Annotated in this window: 8 protein-coding genes; 3 read left to right on the top strand and 5 right to left on the bottom strand. The window is 36.6% G+C overall.

Going from position 1 to position 18890, the window contains the following annotated elements:
• Position 1 precedes the first annotated feature (1 nt).
• Positions 2–532: a DinB family protein gene (locus tag HHU12_RS16695; protein WP_169657887.1), complete on the bottom strand. Its 531-nt coding sequence runs from the start codon at positions 530–532 to the stop codon at positions 2–4.
• A gap of 215 nt (positions 533–747) precedes the next feature.
• Between HHU12_RS16695 and HHU12_RS16690 the strand changes: the two genes are divergently transcribed.
• The 3 genes from HHU12_RS16690 (at position 748) to HHU12_RS16680 (ending at position 3251) form a co-directional block, all read left to right on the top strand.
• The gene (locus HHU12_RS16690) at positions 748–1578 is read left to right on the top strand and encodes a sulfurtransferase (protein ID WP_169657886.1); all 831 of its coding nucleotides are present in this window, start codon (positions 748–750) and stop codon (positions 1576–1578) included.
• A gap of 80 nt (positions 1579–1658) precedes the next feature.
• Positions 1659–2519 (top strand): hypothetical protein, encoded by an 861-nt coding sequence (locus HHU12_RS16685; protein ID WP_169657885.1) that lies wholly within the window; start codon positions 1659–1661, stop codon positions 2517–2519.
• 87 nt (positions 2520–2606) lie between these two features.
• The gene (locus HHU12_RS16680; protein WP_169657884.1) at positions 2607–3251 is read left to right on the top strand and encodes an HAD family hydrolase; all 645 of its coding nucleotides are present in this window, start codon (positions 2607–2609) and stop codon (positions 3249–3251) included.
• 66 nt (positions 3252–3317) lie between these two features.
• On the opposite strand, the gene HHU12_RS16675 is transcribed toward HHU12_RS16680, so the two are convergent.
• The 4 genes from HHU12_RS16675 to HHU12_RS16660 all read right to left on the bottom strand — a co-directional run bounded on the left by HHU12_RS16675 (position 3318) and on the right by HHU12_RS16660 (position 18650).
• Positions 3318–3695: a hypothetical protein gene (locus tag HHU12_RS16675; protein ID WP_169657883.1), complete on the bottom strand. Its 378-nt coding sequence runs from the start codon at positions 3693–3695 to the stop codon at positions 3318–3320.
• Between the two features lie 145 nt (positions 3696–3840).
• Positions 3841–15855 carry a LamG-like jellyroll fold domain-containing protein gene (locus HHU12_RS16670; RefSeq protein WP_169657882.1) on the bottom strand — a complete coding sequence of 4005 codons (12015 nt, stop codon included), beginning with the start codon at positions 15853–15855 and terminating at the stop codon, positions 3841–3843.
• Positions 15856–15940: 85 nt separating this feature from the next.
• On the bottom strand, positions 15941–17623 hold the full coding sequence (locus tag HHU12_RS16665) for a hypothetical protein (protein ID WP_169657881.1): 1683 nt from the start codon (positions 17621–17623) through the stop codon (positions 15941–15943).
• Between the two features lie 598 nt (positions 17624–18221).
• Complete coding sequence (locus HHU12_RS16660; RefSeq protein ID WP_169657880.1) at positions 18222–18650, bottom strand: hypothetical protein; 429 nt, start codon at positions 18648–18650, stop codon at positions 18222–18224.
• Between the last annotated feature and the right edge of the window lie 240 nt (positions 18651–18890).

The following is an 18890-nucleotide window of genomic DNA, read 5'->3' as shown; positions in this document are numbered from 1 at the left end:
CTTACTTTGATTCTAAAAGTGGGAAATACCTTTCTTTGATCACATCCATATGATGCAGTTGATGCCCTGCAATTGTAAAACCAAGAGCCAATGTAGAGATTTTCACACCATTTGCAGATCCAGATTGTAACAACATCTCATCTGTAAAGCTTTTGAACAATGAGATTGTATTCACTCTCAATATTTGAAACTCATTGATCAGGTCACTCAATTCTCGGTGATTAGCCATACTTGACACCACATAGTCATCTTCTTCAAAGCCCGGAAGATTGGTTTTATCCTCTCTTGCAATGGTCAATGCTCTATACGCCAAAATCCTTTCCGTATCAATCATATGCTGCAACAATTCATGAGAAGTCCACTTGTTGGGAGCATACACGTTCATTTTCAAGGCTGTTAAATCGGCCACAAAATCCGAATCAATTTTCACAATCGTTTCTGACAATGCATCAATCACATTCAACTTATCATCGACTTTGTTGATATACCTGTCAAAAAAATCAGGCATAAATGGGAGATCTTTCTTTTTCATAAAAAAATATATTCGGTTTTTTATAACGCTAAACTGAATCCTGTCTTTGGAAGACTCTAATTTAATGAAATCTTTTCAAAAACAGGGTCAAATTTTCCCCCTAGGATTTATTCTATTATTAGGTGATGTAAGAAAACGGGTTCTTAAAAAAAATCTGCTGATTCAAATGAAATAATGTATCTTCAAACCAAAGTAAAAAAATAATATAATTTCAAATGAAAAATCTAATCTCACCCCAGCAATTATCGGAACAGTTACAAGATCAAAACCTCATTATTTTGGATGCCAGTCAGGATGGTAAAGCTGCAGGTTTGGCTACCGAATATCCTGATTTAATGATTGAAGGGGCTAGAATTTTTGATATTAAAAACACATTCAGCGACATTTCTAGTGGTTTGCCTAATACTTTTCCTTCTGCTGAACAGTTTGAAAAGGAATGTCAGAAATTGGGCATAAATAAAGGAAGCAATATTGTGGTTTATGATAATATAGGCCTTTTCTCTAGCCCTAGAGCATGGTGGATGTTTCAGGCAATGGGTCATCAAAACATTAAGGTATTAGATGGTGGATTACCTGCATGGTTGAAAGAAGGATTTAATACAGTGAGTAAGCCCACCACACAGGAGTTTGAGAAAGGTGATTTTGTTGCGAAATTAATTCCTCAAAAAATAAGATCAATGGAAGAGGTGGTCGCCAACATCAGTTCTGAAAGTGAAGTGGTGGTGGACGCTAGAGGAAAACAACGTTTTGATGGAACTGTGGAAGAGCCTAGACCTGGGATGAAAAGTGGTCATATTCCCAATGCCGTCAATCTTCCTTTTAAAGAGATTCTTGAAGATGGAAAATTAAAATCTCAGGAAGAATTGAAAAGTATTTTTGAGGAAAAAGTACCTTCAAATCAAAATCTTATTTTTAGCTGTGGTTCTGGTATTACTGCCTGTATTTTACATCTGGCAGCGTCAGAAATTTTAGACGTTCCAATGTCCATTTATGATGGATCATGGTCAGAATGGGGACAGTCTGAGAATCCTATTGTTAAGAGTTAAATAAGGGAAGAGGTAAGAATATAGATCATTAATACTTACCTCAACATCTCTTTTCCCCTCCCACTTGGATTTTTTTAAATATGAAACAACTAATTACTTACTTCAAGGAATTTCATCAAAACCTTTACCGTCTGCAGACACTCATTTTGATAGGGCTGTGGGCGACATTACTTCTCAGTTTCAATTATTATTTCGACTTTGAAGATAGTTATATTGATCACATCAAACCCTTCTTTTTGAAAGGTTGTGTCTTCTTTCTCTATCATGTGATAGGCTATTTGGGCACTGTTGGTATTATCCACTTTACAACAGATAGAAAGTTATTGGTTCAGAATAAGGAATTTTGGATAAAGTTTACTCTCGTTTTTATAGTGCTTGCCACAGCTAGGAGTTTCTTTTTCCATGAATATCTTGTAGAGGATTTAGAGGGTTATACCAGAATTTATTTTTACAAAGTATTCTCAAAAGCACGAAAAGTTATTATCATTTTTGCTGGTGCTTTGCTTCTGTATTTTCTTTATGATAAAGAGAAACTGCCTAATTTTTACGGTTTGGACTGGAAAGCGAAAAATCTGAGGCCTTACTTCATTATTCTTCTGCTGCTCGCTCCGTTCATCATAGGGGCTTCATTCACTCCTTCTTTTCAAAAATTCTATCCATTTGTTAAATATGCTTATCCTGATATCATCGCTAACAACTTCCACTTGCCAAAAGCGATTTTCATTGCTTTTTTTGAGTTTGTTTATGCCTTGGAGTTTTTTGGAGTGGAATTATTTTTCAGAGGAATTTTAATTTTCGGACTTGTAAAATACCTAGGAAGAGATGTGGTGCTACCAATGGCCATTACTTATGCAGTTTTTCATTTTGGAAAACCATTAGGCGAAGCCATTAGCTCTATCATTGGAGGCTATCTTTTAGGTGTGATTTCTTATTACTCCTAAAACCTATGGGGAGGCATTATTATTCATATAGGCATTGCACTTTTAATGGAGTTTTTTGCCTATATACAATTGTAAATAGGAAGATAAATGAAAGAAGAAAAACACCTGGCTGTTTTTGATATTGATGGTACGATTAGAGAGATCGTTGATCCATGGATGATGTTGCATCATTATTTTAATACATCAAAAGAAGGTGGGGTAATTTATAAAAATTGGGTAGAAGGAGTGATTTCTTATCATGAAATGTGTGAACAAGATGCATTATTGTGGAAAGGGAAATCAAAGGAGGAAATGCTTGTTCCTTTACAGAAAAATTCTATTCGATCAGGCAGTGCTGCATTAATTTCGTATTTGAAAGAGAATAATTTTAGATGTATTGGTATTTCTACTGGTCTGTCTTTATTCAATGATATCACTTCAGAAATAGTAGGTTTAGAGAAGTGTTTTAGTAATGAAATTCTATTTGAAGAAGGCATTTGTAACGGAGAAGTGAAGGTTAAAATAGAGGAATTCCAAAAACATAAAGTGCTAAAGCAGTTCATTGAAGAAAATAATATCACGGGTAAAGTGATTTCTTTTGGAGATGGTAAGTCGGATATTGATCTTTTTAAAAATTCAGATCTTTCGTTTGCGGTTCATTTCAAATACGATGAAGTGAAGGAAGCGGCGACCTATCAATTTGAAGGAAATGATTTTATGGAAATGCAAGACTTAATCAAACAGTATCTATAAACAAAAAAAAAGGGAGTGCTACAACTTTAAAATTGAACACTCCCATTTTTTATATTTCATTTGAAATTAATCGTTAGATACTACTTGAACACGAATAATTTCATCGTCTATCTCCACTGTAAACCTTGAAAACTCCAAGGACAACTCCTCACAAACTGTTTCTTCTAACTCCGATTTATCTTCCATAGAAACTTGATATCCTCTATCAATTTCTCTTTTAATGGCCGCAGAACCTACCTTATTTTCCCAATATTCAATAATTGAAGCAATATAAGCCAAGTTGGGCACCTCTGTCATTTGTTCGAAGATCTCCTCCTCTTCATCGTCTGTTTCTGCTTCGGCAAGGTCCATCAGTAAATCATAATGATCTTCTTGTAGAAGGTACTCATGAGTTACGGTTTGCTCATTGCTATTCAGATTTCTTAGTTTTTCTAAAGTTGACATATCTTTATCAGTTTAATCTTGGCACAATTTAAGAAAAAAATATGGAGATCGTTTTAAGTAAATATTAAATACATGCGTTTTTGATAACAAAAAACAACCCCAAAACCGAGGCTTTGGGGTTGAGAAATTAGACTATTTATTATTTTTATTTCAAAATAAACTTCTTGTATTTAGCACCTGTTTTTTCGCCTATGATGTTAACTACATAGACTCCCGTACCTAGGTTGTAATCTGATAGATCTACTTCTATCTCATTTGAACCTTGGTAAACTGTTTCATTGAATTCTAAATACTTCACTCCTGAGATACTAGAGATGCTGATCGTAATTACATCATCTTCTAGAACATCTAACTGAAGTGCAAAATCCGTTTCCACAGGGTTAGGGTATAAGCTGATGCTCTCATCTAACAATTGCTTATCGTCCTCATTCAAGCTAAAGAGCATTGGATTACTCATCGAACCTTCTCTTTGGTTGGTTTGATAAGTGAAGTTCTCCACAGTTCCAATTAAGGAATTGGTACTTGACTGATAGTATTTCACCACCAATTCTTCTTCAGTACCTCCACCATAAATAAGTCCTGTGAAATACCACTCTTGGCTTAATTCATCAAACACAGCATCTATTACACCAAATAGTTCTTCATCTTGACCGCTGATGATCAATTGATCACCTTCAGTTACCGATAAGTCCTTTAATTTAGCAATCAATGATGCAGAATGCTCAAACTGAGATGGCTCCACTGACCATTTTTCTACTGACCTTGTATTACTTCCGTTTTCATACAAGTTGTCCTTTTCAGGCCATAATTCTTGAACGTCAGTGCCGAAAGTCATGATAGAGTTGGCATCCAATTGTACCTGATAAGCTTTGAAAGGTTGCATCAATGCAAGTTGACCTGACCAAACACCGCCTTCAAAAGTAGCGAACTGATTTTGTGTTTTCAATACACCTTCCGTTGGTATATCTCCAATAAAACCAAGCACTTCGTTGATGTTTTGCTCGTCTTGGATTGGGGAACCGATCAAATACCATCCAGAAGGATCATTAAGCAGGAAGTTTCTTGCAATATCTCCTGACTGATATTTACCAGAGAAACGGATGCTTCCTTCATTCTGTACATAAACCCAGTACCCTTGACCGCCTTCCAATGAATCTAAAGTTGAGGCAGACCAACCTTCCACATCAAACTGTGTGAAGTTGTTTTTGTCTTTCACCTGATCACCTGCCATTAATGGATAACCTTTGAAGATTTTGCTGATACTTGCATCCTCAGGTTGAGCGTTTAAGGAGATCATATTCCAGCCTGATGCTAAGTGAATATACCTTGCTCTTCCCTCCGACTTGTCTACTCTCAATGTATCCGGCAAGCCAGTACGTCCGTACAATGTATCCGATTGGAAAGTCACTTCACCAATGGTGTTGTATGCATCATATTCGTATCCATTAGAAGCATCTAATACCCTAAAGTCAACGGATTTTCCTCTGTCTTCTACATTACCAAAGACTGTAAGATAAAGTCTTTCGCTATCGATATCTTTAAGTTTGGTCATTTGAGCCAAACCGCGGATTTCATTATCAATCACCGCTGCTACTATATCATTTGTATCAGCACTTAGGAGCATTTCTGATTGTGCATCTTCAGCAAAACCAACCACACTAATCATTTCCATTGATGATTCATAATCACTTGGTTTGAATGACCAGTTGGATAATTCACTGTTCAGATGCACCGTCAAGTAAAGAACTGCAGGAGCAAAACCTTCCACTTGAGCATATACTGTATCACGATAAGTCCCTGCCTCTTTTTGGAAGGAATCGAAATTCAAGTACATATCACGTGCTCCATTTCTGAACTGCTGTTGTGCATTATTCTCTAACAGAATATTATTTTGGTTCGATAAAGAAATCCAACTTGTGTCATATCCTGATAAGGTGAAATACTCAATCTGCTCAAAGTTGGACTTCAATGCCACTTCTACTTGATGTGTCGCATTCATGTCCATAAAGAACTCAATCTCATTGCTTGAGAAATATACTGGTGAATAATTCACTTTGAAATCCCATGTGAATTGCTCTAGATTTTTATTCCCTTGGAAATCAATCAACGCTGCAGAATCAATCGTCACGGTTAGCACTTGATCATTTAGAACATCAAGTAATGAATCTGTAATCACGAACTCTAAACCGCTTCCTGAACAAATCATCTCAAAATCGATTGGATTTAAAGCTGTATCTGTAATAGTGATCATTGAAGAATCCATCAGGTGACAATCCAAGTCTTTGTTGAAATCAATACTGATTGCATCTCCTATTGATAGTATACCATCACTTGGCTGTGCAGACCCTACCAATTGAATCGTTGAGCGATCAATTTTACCACTGATAATGTTGTATTCTGAATTTCCGTATTCACCGCATTCAGCAGTTACTTTGATTTCATAATTACCATCAATGATACTTACATCCTCATGAATATTCCAAACAAATGGATAGGTAGGTTCAGGGTAAGTCAGCTTCATCAACTCAAAGTAATTGCTTAAGCTATCGATATCAACAGACTCTATTTCTGTCCAAGCTTCAGTTCCTTCTCTTCTGTATTCCAGCGTCAGACCTTCGGTGTAATGATACAAACCATCTACTTCATAATCTGTCACTTTGATCATCAATAGTTCATTACCATTTTCATCGTAATTCACCACAAAATCACTTTCAGGAACATAAATCGAAACAGGTGAACAAGGCTTGTTGAAATACACTTCATATTCAAGCGTATCGGCTTCATAAGCTCCTTCACTACATGAAGGTTTTACCACAAATTTCAAGTCAGTGAAATCATAGTAAGGGTCTACTCGATCCACGATGATCGTTCCGTAATACGCTTCTCCTCCGTCTAAACCAATTGGGCTTTTCTCATACTTCAAACTTGCATGATTCTTATTTGTACCAGATATTGGTTCAATGATAAACGAGCGTCGATCTGTAGTGATATAGCTACCATTACCTACTGAGAAATGAAGTACAGCAGACTTGTTTGGTTCTACACCATATACCACATTACTAGCCACTGAAGTATCATTTATTGCATAACCAGCGGTGAAATCATCACGTTTCGCTGTGCCGACTACATAAGGACAAGCCGTTCTACCACCCAATAAATCGAAGTAAGGCGTATGACCTTGGTTTGTTCCTTTTACAATCATCACAGAATACAAATCTCCATTGTCATTGTCATCCAAAACATAACCCACTCTGTAAGCACTATCGAGCGTTACACTTTCCTTCTCAGTTAAAGTGATCTGATCATAGTGTGTTTCTCTATCTTCCTCATAAATACTTGTGCGGTTTTCCATTTCAACACCCGTTTTTAAAGTGAGGTCAAAATTATCCGCCCATTTAATACCTGCCGGCGACACTTCATTACCCAACGCAATCGTCGTTGTTTTGGCTCTGAACTGTAATCCAACTTTGTAAGAAAGCTCTGCTGCGTATTTTGTTTTGATAAAGAATTCACTTTTTCTTGAGCCATACTCCATCTCCTTTGTTCTCCATTTTTGGGTAAACGTATTTTTTGTTCCCCACTTAGAGATAATTTGATTGGTATTGGCACCTGCTCCTCCTGTGAAGGTTTTGTTATCAATGCCGGCCCCTTGATATTGCTCTTTGAAGACCTCCATCAATGCTTCAATATTATCTTGGATCTCATCTACCACAACAGCATCCGTAATAATGTCGTCTTTTAATGAGACATTTGCACTTTCGTAGTTATAGTTCTGAGTGTCTTTACCAGGATGTTTATCAATGATCTCACCTTGGTAGTCACCGTCCAATTTCGCTTCACTAAATACATCAGAAAGTAATGTGTACTCAAACGCTTGTTGCTGTTCGATGGCTACATTATTGATGTAATTTTCGTATTGCTCCGTTAGAAGATCCGTCCAAGCGTATTCTGCTTCCAAGTTTTCATTGTAAGGCGTGTACACATTTAATGTGTCATCATCCGTCCAATTCCCCCAATGTGCCTCACAGAAAGTGGTTAGTTCATCATAACCTTGATCTTCTGCCAAGTTTTCTTGAAGCAATTCTTTACAAATTGCATACATTGGAATGGCGTCTCGATTCACGTAAATATCGATAGCTTCCCAGTTATCACGGGCCACTTGGAAAATCTCACGATCATCATCACTAAGAATAACATTTGGGTTGTTCAAAAGTGAATCATATTCATACACCGTTTGACGGATATGATCAATTGTGTAAGACCATTGTGTTGTGATTTCACTACCCGCTATATCATAACTTAATAATTCAGCTACTGCAGCTCCACCGCCTTCTTCTTCCAAAATTGTGATTTCTTTAGAAACACCATAAGTCATGGCTACCCCCATTCCCACTACAACATCTTCCTCATGGAAATCTAAATAACCATTGTTCTTTACGCTCTTTGTAGGTGTTTTAGCCGTTTCAAACTTCTCTGTTGTTTTTAGAGAAAGGTGAATACCATAAGCATCAAATTCGTTACTGCTGATCTCTGCAAAATCACCGTACATCGAGGTCATTTCAGTTGATTCCGTTGGTACGAACTCGTCATGATCATCCAAGTCAGATGCTCCTTGTACAGTCTCAAACCACTGTTCCCAGTGCATATCATCTGAACTTGCTTCAAAGTATTTCGAAATCGTAACGTCCTTCTCTACAAAACTGTAACTCCCATCACCTGGAGGGTCACGTAATACAAATAATGGAATCTGTATTTCATCCTCACCGTCACCGTTATCTGAAGTATTTACAGACACCAAGATATCTCTTCCTGCCGCATCAGCTGTACCTGTCACTAAAACTGGATAAGCTACAGCATTCATAAATTCTCCTTCTTTGTTGTAATACTCCACAAACATGCCTTGTAGGTAAGGAACTGCTGGATTGATATTCTCCGCTTTGAAAGTATAATTGAATAAACCATCAGCTCCTGCCTGTAATTCTACATTGGCTTTCCCCACTTCAGCTGCCGAGTTTCTTACTACCACAGTACCGTAATCCAACACACATGTATTGGTATTGATCTGCTCTTCAATTTGGAAATTGAATTCATACTCGTTGCCTTGAATAAAGACATTCAGCCAGTCTGGAATTTGATCTTGAGTTGTATTAGTTAAATCAAACTCTTCAATCACATCTTCAAAACCATTGACTTCAAGTGTTAGAATCTCTGGAATTACATGATATTCAAAATACTTGATGCTATCATCAACACCTATAAAATCTCGTTCTCCACTTAGTATTGATTCATGAATACCAGTGACATCAATTTGCTGAGGTCTAGTGGCAAAATAATCTATAACTGATTGAGAAATTGGATCCAAAGGCTCAGCTCCTGCTACTCTTAGAGAATATTCTCCCAGTGGTAAACTCAATTCAAGTAAACCATTCAGATTGGTGCTGTATTTTTCATACATACAACCTTCTTTCGATTCTACTAGAACTTCAAAATTATACGCTCCCAAACTTCCGTGACAGCCATTCACCACATTCACAGCAAAATCATAAGTTGTACTATCCACATAAGAGAACTCTGCTTTTTCTGTAAACAATGCCGCCAATAAAGTATCAGGTTCCGCATTGAATTCATAATAGCCTTCTGTTCCATTTTCTAGCTCCTGTTCTGAAATATTGATGATATAATACTCCAAACCTTCCACAGCAAGTGGTGCAAAAGAATAGAAACCTGATCCGTCTGTGATCGATTGCTCCGATGCTATCACATCATTACCCAATACATCTTTATAATGTAATGTAACCGTGGCTCCTTCCACTGGACAACCTGTAATGGCTTTGGTCACCATACCATTGATTGATTTTCCATCTAAATCATAAATGGTCGGTACGGTATGAACGCCTGATTCTGTAATTACAAAAGTTTGAGGTGAGTTGATCAATCGGTGATCACTGTACGACGCTGAAATGGTATACTCTACAGAATCGTTTTCATTGAAATAAATCTGATTGAAATCGTAACCACCTACATTATTCGTTTCTGTGACATAACTGTATGTGATATTGTTCTCATCTGTATGTGTCAACTTGATTTCAGCACCTTCCACAGGTAAATTTCCATTTGCGGTAGCCACTAAACCTGTTACGCTATTTAGTGCATAAGCATAGGCACTCGCAACGGCTTTTGCTCCATTTACAGCAGAGTTTTTATAAGGAACTACCTCGTATAAATTTAAGATATTGATTGCCGCTTCACTGTCATAAAACTCATAAGAAGTGCCATTCGTGAGCCCAATGTATTGTCCATTACGGTAAACTCTCACTTCATCCAAGTCTTTATCTGAATTGAATTGCCATGATAATTTTACCACAGAATAATTGGTTTCTGCCTCTAAACTTGTGATCATATCCACATCACTTGTACATGACCCAAAGCTTAGATCTTTAGTACGATTGGCATTAGAATTCGTCACCACATTTCCATTAATAATTCGATAAGGAGCTACTTTCACAGACTTTGAGGTGCCACATGAACTTCCACTGTTATCTATATAATAGAAATCTCTTTCCCATGATTCTAAAGTATCTACCGCCACATTGTTCACATAAACAATAAAACCGTTGATGTATTCCCAATCATAAGTCCAAACAGCACCTAAATGATGCTTACTATTTCCTGAAGATGCAATTGCACCTAAAGTTGGGAAATCTGGATAGGACGCCAATGTTTTGTTTGTCTCCTCTGAGTAATATACTGTTTGTGCTTCCTCGCGGAAATCAAAGGCCATAATTTCATAGGAATAACTTAGTCCAGGCTCCCCTTCAGTGTCAATGTATGATGTTTGATCAGGAGTCAATGCTGTGAGATACTGTCCATCACGGTACAAGACAAAGCCATCTATGTAATCATAGTTATAAGACCAATCTAATTTTGCTACATTGTTCTCTGCTCCCACTTGTAAATTAGTGACAGCTTCCAACTGAGGGAAAGTAGCCGTATCCATCACAGTTGATGAATAGTATTTATCAAAAGTATCCTCACGATAAGCATAAATGGTATATTCATGCCATGTTTCTGGTATTCCAGAAGTATCCGTATACGATAAAGTTTCTGATACTAATTGAGCCAACAATTTTCCATTTCTCTCAATTTTATAACCATCAATATGTCCTGCAGGATAAGTCCAATTTAGATTGACCACATTTTGATTTGCCGTAGCGACAAAATGTTGCACTTCCTGAAGATTTGGATAAGTAGTGGTGACGGTTGCTTCTTGAGAAAAAGAATTGGACGTCTTATTGTAACCAATCAACTTATACACATAATTAATACCCGGCACAGCAGTTGAATCAACAAATCGGTTGGCTTCATCCGCAGGAATTGCCGCAATAATATCACCTGATCTGTAAAGGTAGAATTCATCTGCAAGACCTGTGTAAGTCCAGCTCAAATTCACTTCATTAGAATCCTGCAAAGCAGTTGCGTAAAAACTATTGATGTTACAAATACCTGGATAAATCACCGCATTATCATACAATAATGTATCTCCATAGTGATCTTGCCCATTTGGAATTTCTGTGTAAGATTGAATTCCATACGTATAAGATTCACCTGGCAAACCTGTTTTATCTAAAAACGATAAAGGCTGTCCTTCTAAAAGTTCTATTTTTTCAATTGCATTAAAATCTCTGAATAAAATAAAACCAGTATAATTATCATTCGTTGTAATCCAGTCAATTTGTACTGCATTCTCTTCCTCCACAGCGTTAACACTCAATGCGATCATTTCAGCTGGAATTGAGTTATCCACTTGATCAGCAGGATAATTAATAGTGTTTTGATACTGTGCCTGCAGTTGGAATAATGCGGTTGACAAAGCATTGACATCGTATGTTCCGCCAGCGATTTCATAATTGTCTTTTTCAAGTACAATCACAATTGAATCCACCTCTGATTTGCCTGAAATACTTCCATCATTGAAATCTTCAAATATGAAATATCCCTTTTGATCAGAAGCAGTATTCTTACGTTGCACAACTTCTCCATTCACATAAAGCAAAGCCATCACATCCACACCCATAAGCGGTGCTGTACCATCCGTATCTACCACAGTACCTTCCATTTGGAAGTTGCTTGCACTTGAACCAACAGCAGCGTAATGCTTCGATTTTTGAACCTCTCCTGTATTTGGATCTTCATAAACAGCACACAGTTCATAAATGTAAGATGCTCCTGCTTCAATCTGATCATCTAAGTAGTTTCTGTACTGTGTTGGTAATGTATCTAACACAGCACCATCTCTATAGATTACAAAACGAGCCAAGTGATCTACTCTATGATTCCAAGACAACTCAATCATCTCTTCTAGGTTTGTAGTTGCTACAAATCCATTAGGATCTACATAAGTTGTAGAAGAACCTGAAAGTGTAAGTTCACTAGAAGTCTTAGAAATGTCAGCAGGTAATTTTTCAGAAGCAAAAGTAATAATGTATTGCACTTTTGAGACATTGCTTCCAATTCCTGTTAAGCCATCTTTAAATTGATATTCGAAACTACCCGTATACCAATTGGCCACCACTACTGTATCACGGCTAGCATCTGTAATTTCTATTCTTGACAATTGAGCAGCTTCATCTACTCCAAGGTTATTTTGATGAGCAAATTCCCAATTGACATTCACGACATTATTGTTACCCGTTGTAGGATCAAATGCTGCTGAAATTATTAAGTCAGATGAAGAATAGCTTACTCCAGCATTAGTTAACGGAATGCTGTTGAATGCAGAAACAACAGGTTCTTCTTGTAATTCGGTATTTCGGTAGGCTCTGATGTAATAATCATAGGTTTCACCAAAAACTACGGTATGATCTGTATAGGTCAATGCATTATAGACGGCTTCTTTCTTAATCTCTGAGACCAGAACGGTATCGTCTGCTGAAGAGACACGGTAAATCTGATAACCATCAAAATTGTACTTTGACAGTGCGATGTCCGCATCATTTTCTTGGTGATTCCAAACAAGTTGGAACGCTTTATCACTATTCGATTTACATTCAGTAAGATCAAATTCTGGAACCGGAATAGCAGGAGTTATAAAATCTACATATTCTAAACTATCTGACTTCGCGTCGGATTGATCACTTGCAGCATATAAATAATATGTAGCTTTTTCTTCAGGAATAAAATCATCCAAAATCATGGAATCATCAAATCTATCCAAACGAGCCATTTCCTCTTCTTCAGTAGTTCCCTCTAGCACTCTTGTGATCAAGAAATAGTTTAAATCACGGCTCGATGCGTCAAGATTAAATTTAACTTCCCCTTTATTATTAGTAGTGATAGTAAATGATGAAGGAGTTGGCAAGACATCTGTGGTTACATTTGTGATCATTGTTTCATTAAAATGTACAATGTCATGCGTAAATGTACCTGTGATCACCTTATAATCATAAGTGGTATTTGGGGCTACATTTTCATCAAAGAACCTTACACGATCGGTATAATATTCCTCATTTGATCCATCGATATAATAGTTACCCCACTCACTGATCAAGGCCAACAATTCCCATTCCCCCTCTTCTTGTTCTGGTTCTTTTCTTAAAATATAAAAGACTACCTGATCATTTGGTATCAAATTCGGCTTGAAATTAAAGAAGATTTCCACACCTGTAGCACTTTCATCCACTCCCATCGATAAAGGATCGTGGACATTAGGAAGGTCTGCCACAACTTCAAATTCTTCATTGACTAATACCATCACCTCATAAATACTTGGTGTATCTAACGAAACATAGTATTCATTATCCAACACTTCGTAATCGTAATCCGCTACTCTGATGGAATAATCAACGCCATTGGCACCAAAATAAAGACTGTCAAATTTGAAATACCCTTCAAAATCCGTTGTTGTGGTGTACTCATAAACCACATCATTTAGTGTGGCAGATGCAATGATTTTTGTTTGTTCCAATGCCCATGGTCGCAAGGTATCACTGACACTAAAATCACCTCTCTTTCTACCTCTTCGAATGGTTTCTGCCAAATCGGCCACTAAGTGTCCGCTGATAGAACCTATACTCGGCACATCAACCACCACTTCATCATAACCATACATCTTCCCATTTTTGATGCCTGCAATCTTATAAGTTTCGGACTCTCCATGAATTGGATACGCGTAATCATAGGAATCAATCGTTGAGCTCAAAAGTGTAACTTGAGATCCATTGTAATAAACAGCTAACGTATCTATTTCAAGCATATCATTATCATTACTAGTGAGGTTGGTCCAGCTTAATTTAACGACACCGTCTTTGTACTTTCCAGTGAGATCCATGTCAAACAAAGCTCCTGTAGTCTCATCCATCTCAAAAATCTCTTCCAAACGAGCATTATACCTTTTTACTGAATAGGTATTTTCTTCACCCATTACAAGACCTTCAGTTTGAAGATCTTCATACGACTTACTTCTCGTTCTTCCAATCTCAGAATTATTCCTGTAAACGATATATTGATCTGTGACATCACTTGAATCAGACCATGATAATGTTACTTTTCCAGGATCGTTATCTGTGGCTACTAAACTACCATTATACAAAGAACTTGTTGAACCTGTAGCTCTCAATGTCACACAGACCGGCTCACTAGAACCATATTCTGTAATTTGAAGACGGTAATTTCTGCTTACATCAGGACCAAGGAAATCAATTACTGACCCTACAAACAATCTATTTTTGTCTGTTTCATTGTCAAAAGCAGTCCAATTTCCATAATTGACCCCTGCAACGTAACCTGAATTGTCTGTTACTTCATTAGACAAAGTCAATGCGTTTCCACTGTCATAAACTTTTGCTGAATATAGAGCTACAAGTCCTGTTGTAGAACCAAGTACAGGGTAATAATAATTGTACTTTACTTCTAAACTGTTTCTTGTATGATCCCAAAGTCTGATATCTGCAATGGCTCCATTGAGTTGGTCACCATTGCCATTACCTGCAATTTTAGTGAACTCCCATGGCATAATTCCACTAACGGTATTAATAAGTTCTCCATCCAAATATAACTTGAAAATTTGTTCTCCTGAAGCAGGTTCTGCCGTTAATGAAACGTGGGTCCAAGTGTTTGATTCAATGACACCTCCTAAATCAAGCACTCCATCTTCCGTCTTTAAATAAAAGGTATTATTACTGATATAGAATTGTTGATTTTCAGTATCATCCGTTAAGAGAAGATGTTTATTTTGAGTTAGATCCTCTACTTTAATCCAAGTTTCAAAACTGTATTCATAAGATCTGAAACCTGTCGCTTGATCTGCAATTGGGTCAATGGAAATATAGGATTCGTCTTTTTCAAACATCAATTGATATTCCCCACTGAGTTTAGTGGAGTTGACAAAAGAAGACGGATCTGTAATGTGTGTGACAAATATTTCCTCTTCTGTATCGTCATCCAATATTCTGAAATAGACGGATTCTTCAAAGTCACCCATCAAACAATTGGCATCAATTTCCCATTCCACCAATACCATATCATCAGAAGACTGATTGGATGCTGTAAGACCAAATGCCATTACAGAACCATAATCTGCCATGTACTCTGACTCACGATATGTGGTTACTGGTGCAGAGGGATCATAGCCAAAAGCCCTTAGAATATATAAATACTCTTCTCCACTTTCTACGCCATAATCTGTATAGGTAAAACTGGGTTCATCAAGAGCAACGGTGGCTACATACACCATGTTAGAGGAAAGGTTAGTTGCAATTGTACTGTCTGATATTTCAACTACATCCTCCGCCTTTCCACGGAAAATTAATAGACTATCATAAAATGCTGATTCGGCTGCATCAGCGTTGTAAGACCATGTCACTTCTATACCTGAATAGAGTGAAAAGTCCTTTGCGTCTACATTATCAAGAATATAATGTTTTTCTGAAATACCGCCATTGGGTATCTCTCCGTCGTTGATTTCGATTGTTCCACTACTGAAATAAAATAGTGAACTATTGGGACAAGCTGGATCAAAATTGATAACATCCGCCTGTTCAAAGTCATTCCGATTGATACAACCATCATTTAGACTTTGTGCCATCAGCGCAGACTGACTCCACAAAGCGAATATAAAGGCAATAGCAATCCAGGACTTTAATTTATAGTAAAAGCCTTTCATGAGTTTTTAATAAAAAGTAATTAATTGGTACTTAGCTTATGTACACCTACTTATGGGGCAACATTGGCTTTCAAAAAAGTTGGGATTAGTTTCTATTCTTTCTTTTTCTCTTTTTGGATTTATTTTGCTCGATATCCGCAATTTTCTTCTCCAATTCAATTACGTACAAGGTTAACTCTTCTACTTTTTCAAGTAAAATACGCTCCACTTCTACTACATCTACACCTGTTTCCTTAATTTCTTTTGCTGATGGCATATTAGGTAAATGTCCTTTTTCTTCAATAAATGACTCCACCTCTGATAAAGGTGCCAATTCGTATTCCTCTTCGAAAACATAATCAGGCCATTCGTTGTCTGGTGCAGCTACAATACGTTTTGCAATGACATCTCCCTCCACAATCAATTCATATTGATCAATAGGGTGATTATTAAAGCTACTGTGGTCATTAGAGCCAATATATACCTGTGATTCAAAAGATGCATCAGCTGCAAAACTAGATGCTCCATTCGCTCTAAAAGTACCACCTACATTGAGTTTGTACTGAGAATTTTCTACACCAATTCCCACATTACCGTAGTTATTGATAGCAAAATGAGTAGCCCAAGTAATTGCATCACCAGCCACTTTTCCATCACCATCAGCCCATTTGAAAGCAATCCAATCATCGTTAGTGACTTCGACTCCCATATCAATAAATGCAGCATCTTCACCTGGAGCAAGGTATTTTTCATTGGTGCCTGTTGTTGCATTCCATTTATGCTGTACTCTGCCATTTCCATCTTGAACGGAGATATTATATTGTGAATCTGTACCAGGAAGTATTATTCCCTCATCTCCGTCTAATGTAGTTCCATTAGCATCACTATTAAAAATAGAATTTGCACGTCCTCCAGCTACTATAGTACCATTTACATCTAATCTAGTTTGAGGAGTGATAGTTCCAATACCAAAGAAACCTGATGAAGCAAGACTAGCTTTAGTGGCATTATTGATATTAAAATTGATTTCTTTTCCACTCTTCGCATTCAATAAGGTTGTACCATCAGACTCTTGTAATAAGGCATAATCTGAAGAATTATAGTTGCCAAAATGTGCAAAAGCGGCCATGTCTGAATAGCCAGTGATAAAACCAATTTTAGCTCTACCAATGACTGCTGAAACATCAGTGTCTGGATATACTTCAAAATATTCAGAGGCACCACCCGTACCAATTCTCACTTTACCATCATTAGTAATTCTCATTCTTTCAGTGGCATTAGTACCAAATTGAATGAAATCGTTTGATTCATTCCAAATAAACGTTTCTCCATTGGTATGTTGTCCTATAGTAAATCTAGAATTTGTATCTGAATAGAAATTCAATCTTGTTGTACTATTAGGATCCGAAATTCTGATGTTACCATTGTAAACATGGAGTTTGTCACTTGGATTATCCAAACCAATACCCACTCGACGTGATTTAAGATAAATGTCAAAGCTTGTGTTAGCATCGAGGATCATACCCCCATACAAGGAACCGTCTGCGTCATACTGTTTTAAGCCTGACCAAGTTTTACCATCGGTCTCGGTAACAATCATACCTACCCTCAATGGACCACCTGCATAGTTGTCATTGTTGTCGAGGTCCATGTAATCCTCATTTTTGTTGATGGCAGTTCCCACCCACCATTCTTGAGCCATAGTTTCAGTAGTTGTACATACCACTAGTATAAAAAATAATGGTATAAGATAAGCTACCTTCTGCATTGAGAAATTTAAATGTTTCATGTAAAAAAATAGTTAGGAAATATTTAATTGATTTTAACTCGAAATTTCGAATTCAAAGGTGGGAAACCATTTTGATTTTCGCTAATGACATTTTCTTACATAAGAACACCTCTTGCTATTATTCTATTTTTACAACTAGACAAGACTTATAAATTGACCACAAAAATAGACTTAAAATAAATATTAGAGACATATTATTAAGTTACTGAATTAAACACTATATGATAATAGTACAATTTTAAAGGTCAATTATATTTTTGTATTAAAGATCTAATCAAATTTATTTTTAGTTACTTTGAGTCTGATAAAAAGAACTTTGAGCTACTGTCACTGTTTGTCACTCAAATTGATAAAGAGTTACTTGTTAGTTTCAACAAAAAAAAACAGCTTCTCATTATAAAAGGCTGTTCCTTCTCAATTTTACTAATCTTTTTCACTGCTGAGTTGTAATTCATAAATATCTTCTGGAGTCAAGCTCATATAGAAAAACTGAAATTATTCATTTTCTTGTTTGATTTGTCGCTCTCGCACTGAAAGGTAATTGAGCATAAGTTGATGATTACATTCCCAGTGCTATTTTCCTAATACTTAAGTAATTCTATTTAGCTTTAGGTTTATCTTCACTAATATAGTAAGAATAATAACTCAATTGTATTCCATCAGAAGTTGAAGTTAAACTAGAACGCTGACCATTAGTGTTTGTTAATCTAAAAGTAGTAGATTTTGATGATGCAGTGCCCTCACATTGACTATTAGTACTGTTAAACACCAATTCTGCATAATCGTATGTTACTCTTACAGTATAAGGTAAATTCACTACTAATTCTTTACTACCAGTTAATTTTATATTAGTAATACGGTGTCCAGTTGTATTTGTACCAGGATCACAATGCTTAAATGGCATATTCGCTCCAGTATTGCTGATAATAACAACATATTTTCCGCTTTCTAGTTCAATCTGAGCATAACACTTTCCTAAAAAAAGGAAGCCCAGCGCTAAGGATAAAAAAAACGCCTTCTTTAACATATTCATCTCATTTTCAATTATAGTTTACTTTTAATAAAAATACTCTATTTGAATTCATTATAAAAATTAATCTATACGCTCTTAATTTTTATTAACTCAAAAAGATGCTGTCTATTTTGTTATAAAGTGGCGTACCTGAAATCATATTTTCTTTCCTCCCAGGGGCATAATCAAGTAGGGTAAATATGGAATAAGTCTACGTCTATCCCATATTTATCCCTCTCACAGAACCGTGCGTAC

The organism is Flammeovirga aprica JL-4 (assembly GCF_012844305.1).
Lineage (GTDB): Bacteria > Bacteroidota > Bacteroidia > Cytophagales > Flammeovirgaceae > Flammeovirga > Flammeovirga aprica.
The sequence above is the reverse complement of the archived record's forward strand: the minus strand, read 5'-3'. Positions and strand labels throughout refer to the sequence as shown.

Bases quoted from the DNA above. Each gene is read 5' to 3' on its own strand.
- HHU12_RS16695 (WP_169657887.1), bottom strand. From the start codon at position 532: ATGAAAAAGAAAGATCTCCCATTTATGCCTGATTTTTTTGACAGGTAT.
- HHU12_RS16690 (WP_169657886.1), top strand. From the start codon at position 748: ATGAAAAATCTAATCTCACCCCAGCAATTATCGGAACAGTTACAAGAT.
- HHU12_RS16685 (WP_169657885.1), top strand. From the start codon at position 1,659: ATGAAACAACTAATTACTTACTTCAAGGAATTTCATCAAAACCTTTAC.
- HHU12_RS16680 (WP_169657884.1), top strand. From the start codon at position 2,607: ATGAAAGAAGAAAAACACCTGGCTGTTTTTGATATTGATGGTACGATT.
- HHU12_RS16675 (WP_169657883.1), bottom strand. From the start codon at position 3,695: ATGTCAACTTTAGAAAAACTAAGAAATCTGAATAGCAATGAGCAAACC.
- HHU12_RS16670 (WP_169657882.1), bottom strand. From the start codon at position 15,855: ATGAAAGGCTTTTACTATAAATTAAAGTCCTGGATTGCTATTGCCTTT.
- HHU12_RS16665 (WP_169657881.1), bottom strand. From the start codon at position 17,623: ATGAAACATTTAAATTTCTCAATGCAGAAGGTAGCTTATCTTATACCA.
- HHU12_RS16660 (WP_169657880.1), bottom strand. From the start codon at position 18,650: ATGTTAAAGAAGGCGTTTTTTTTATCCTTAGCGCTGGGCTTCCTTTTT.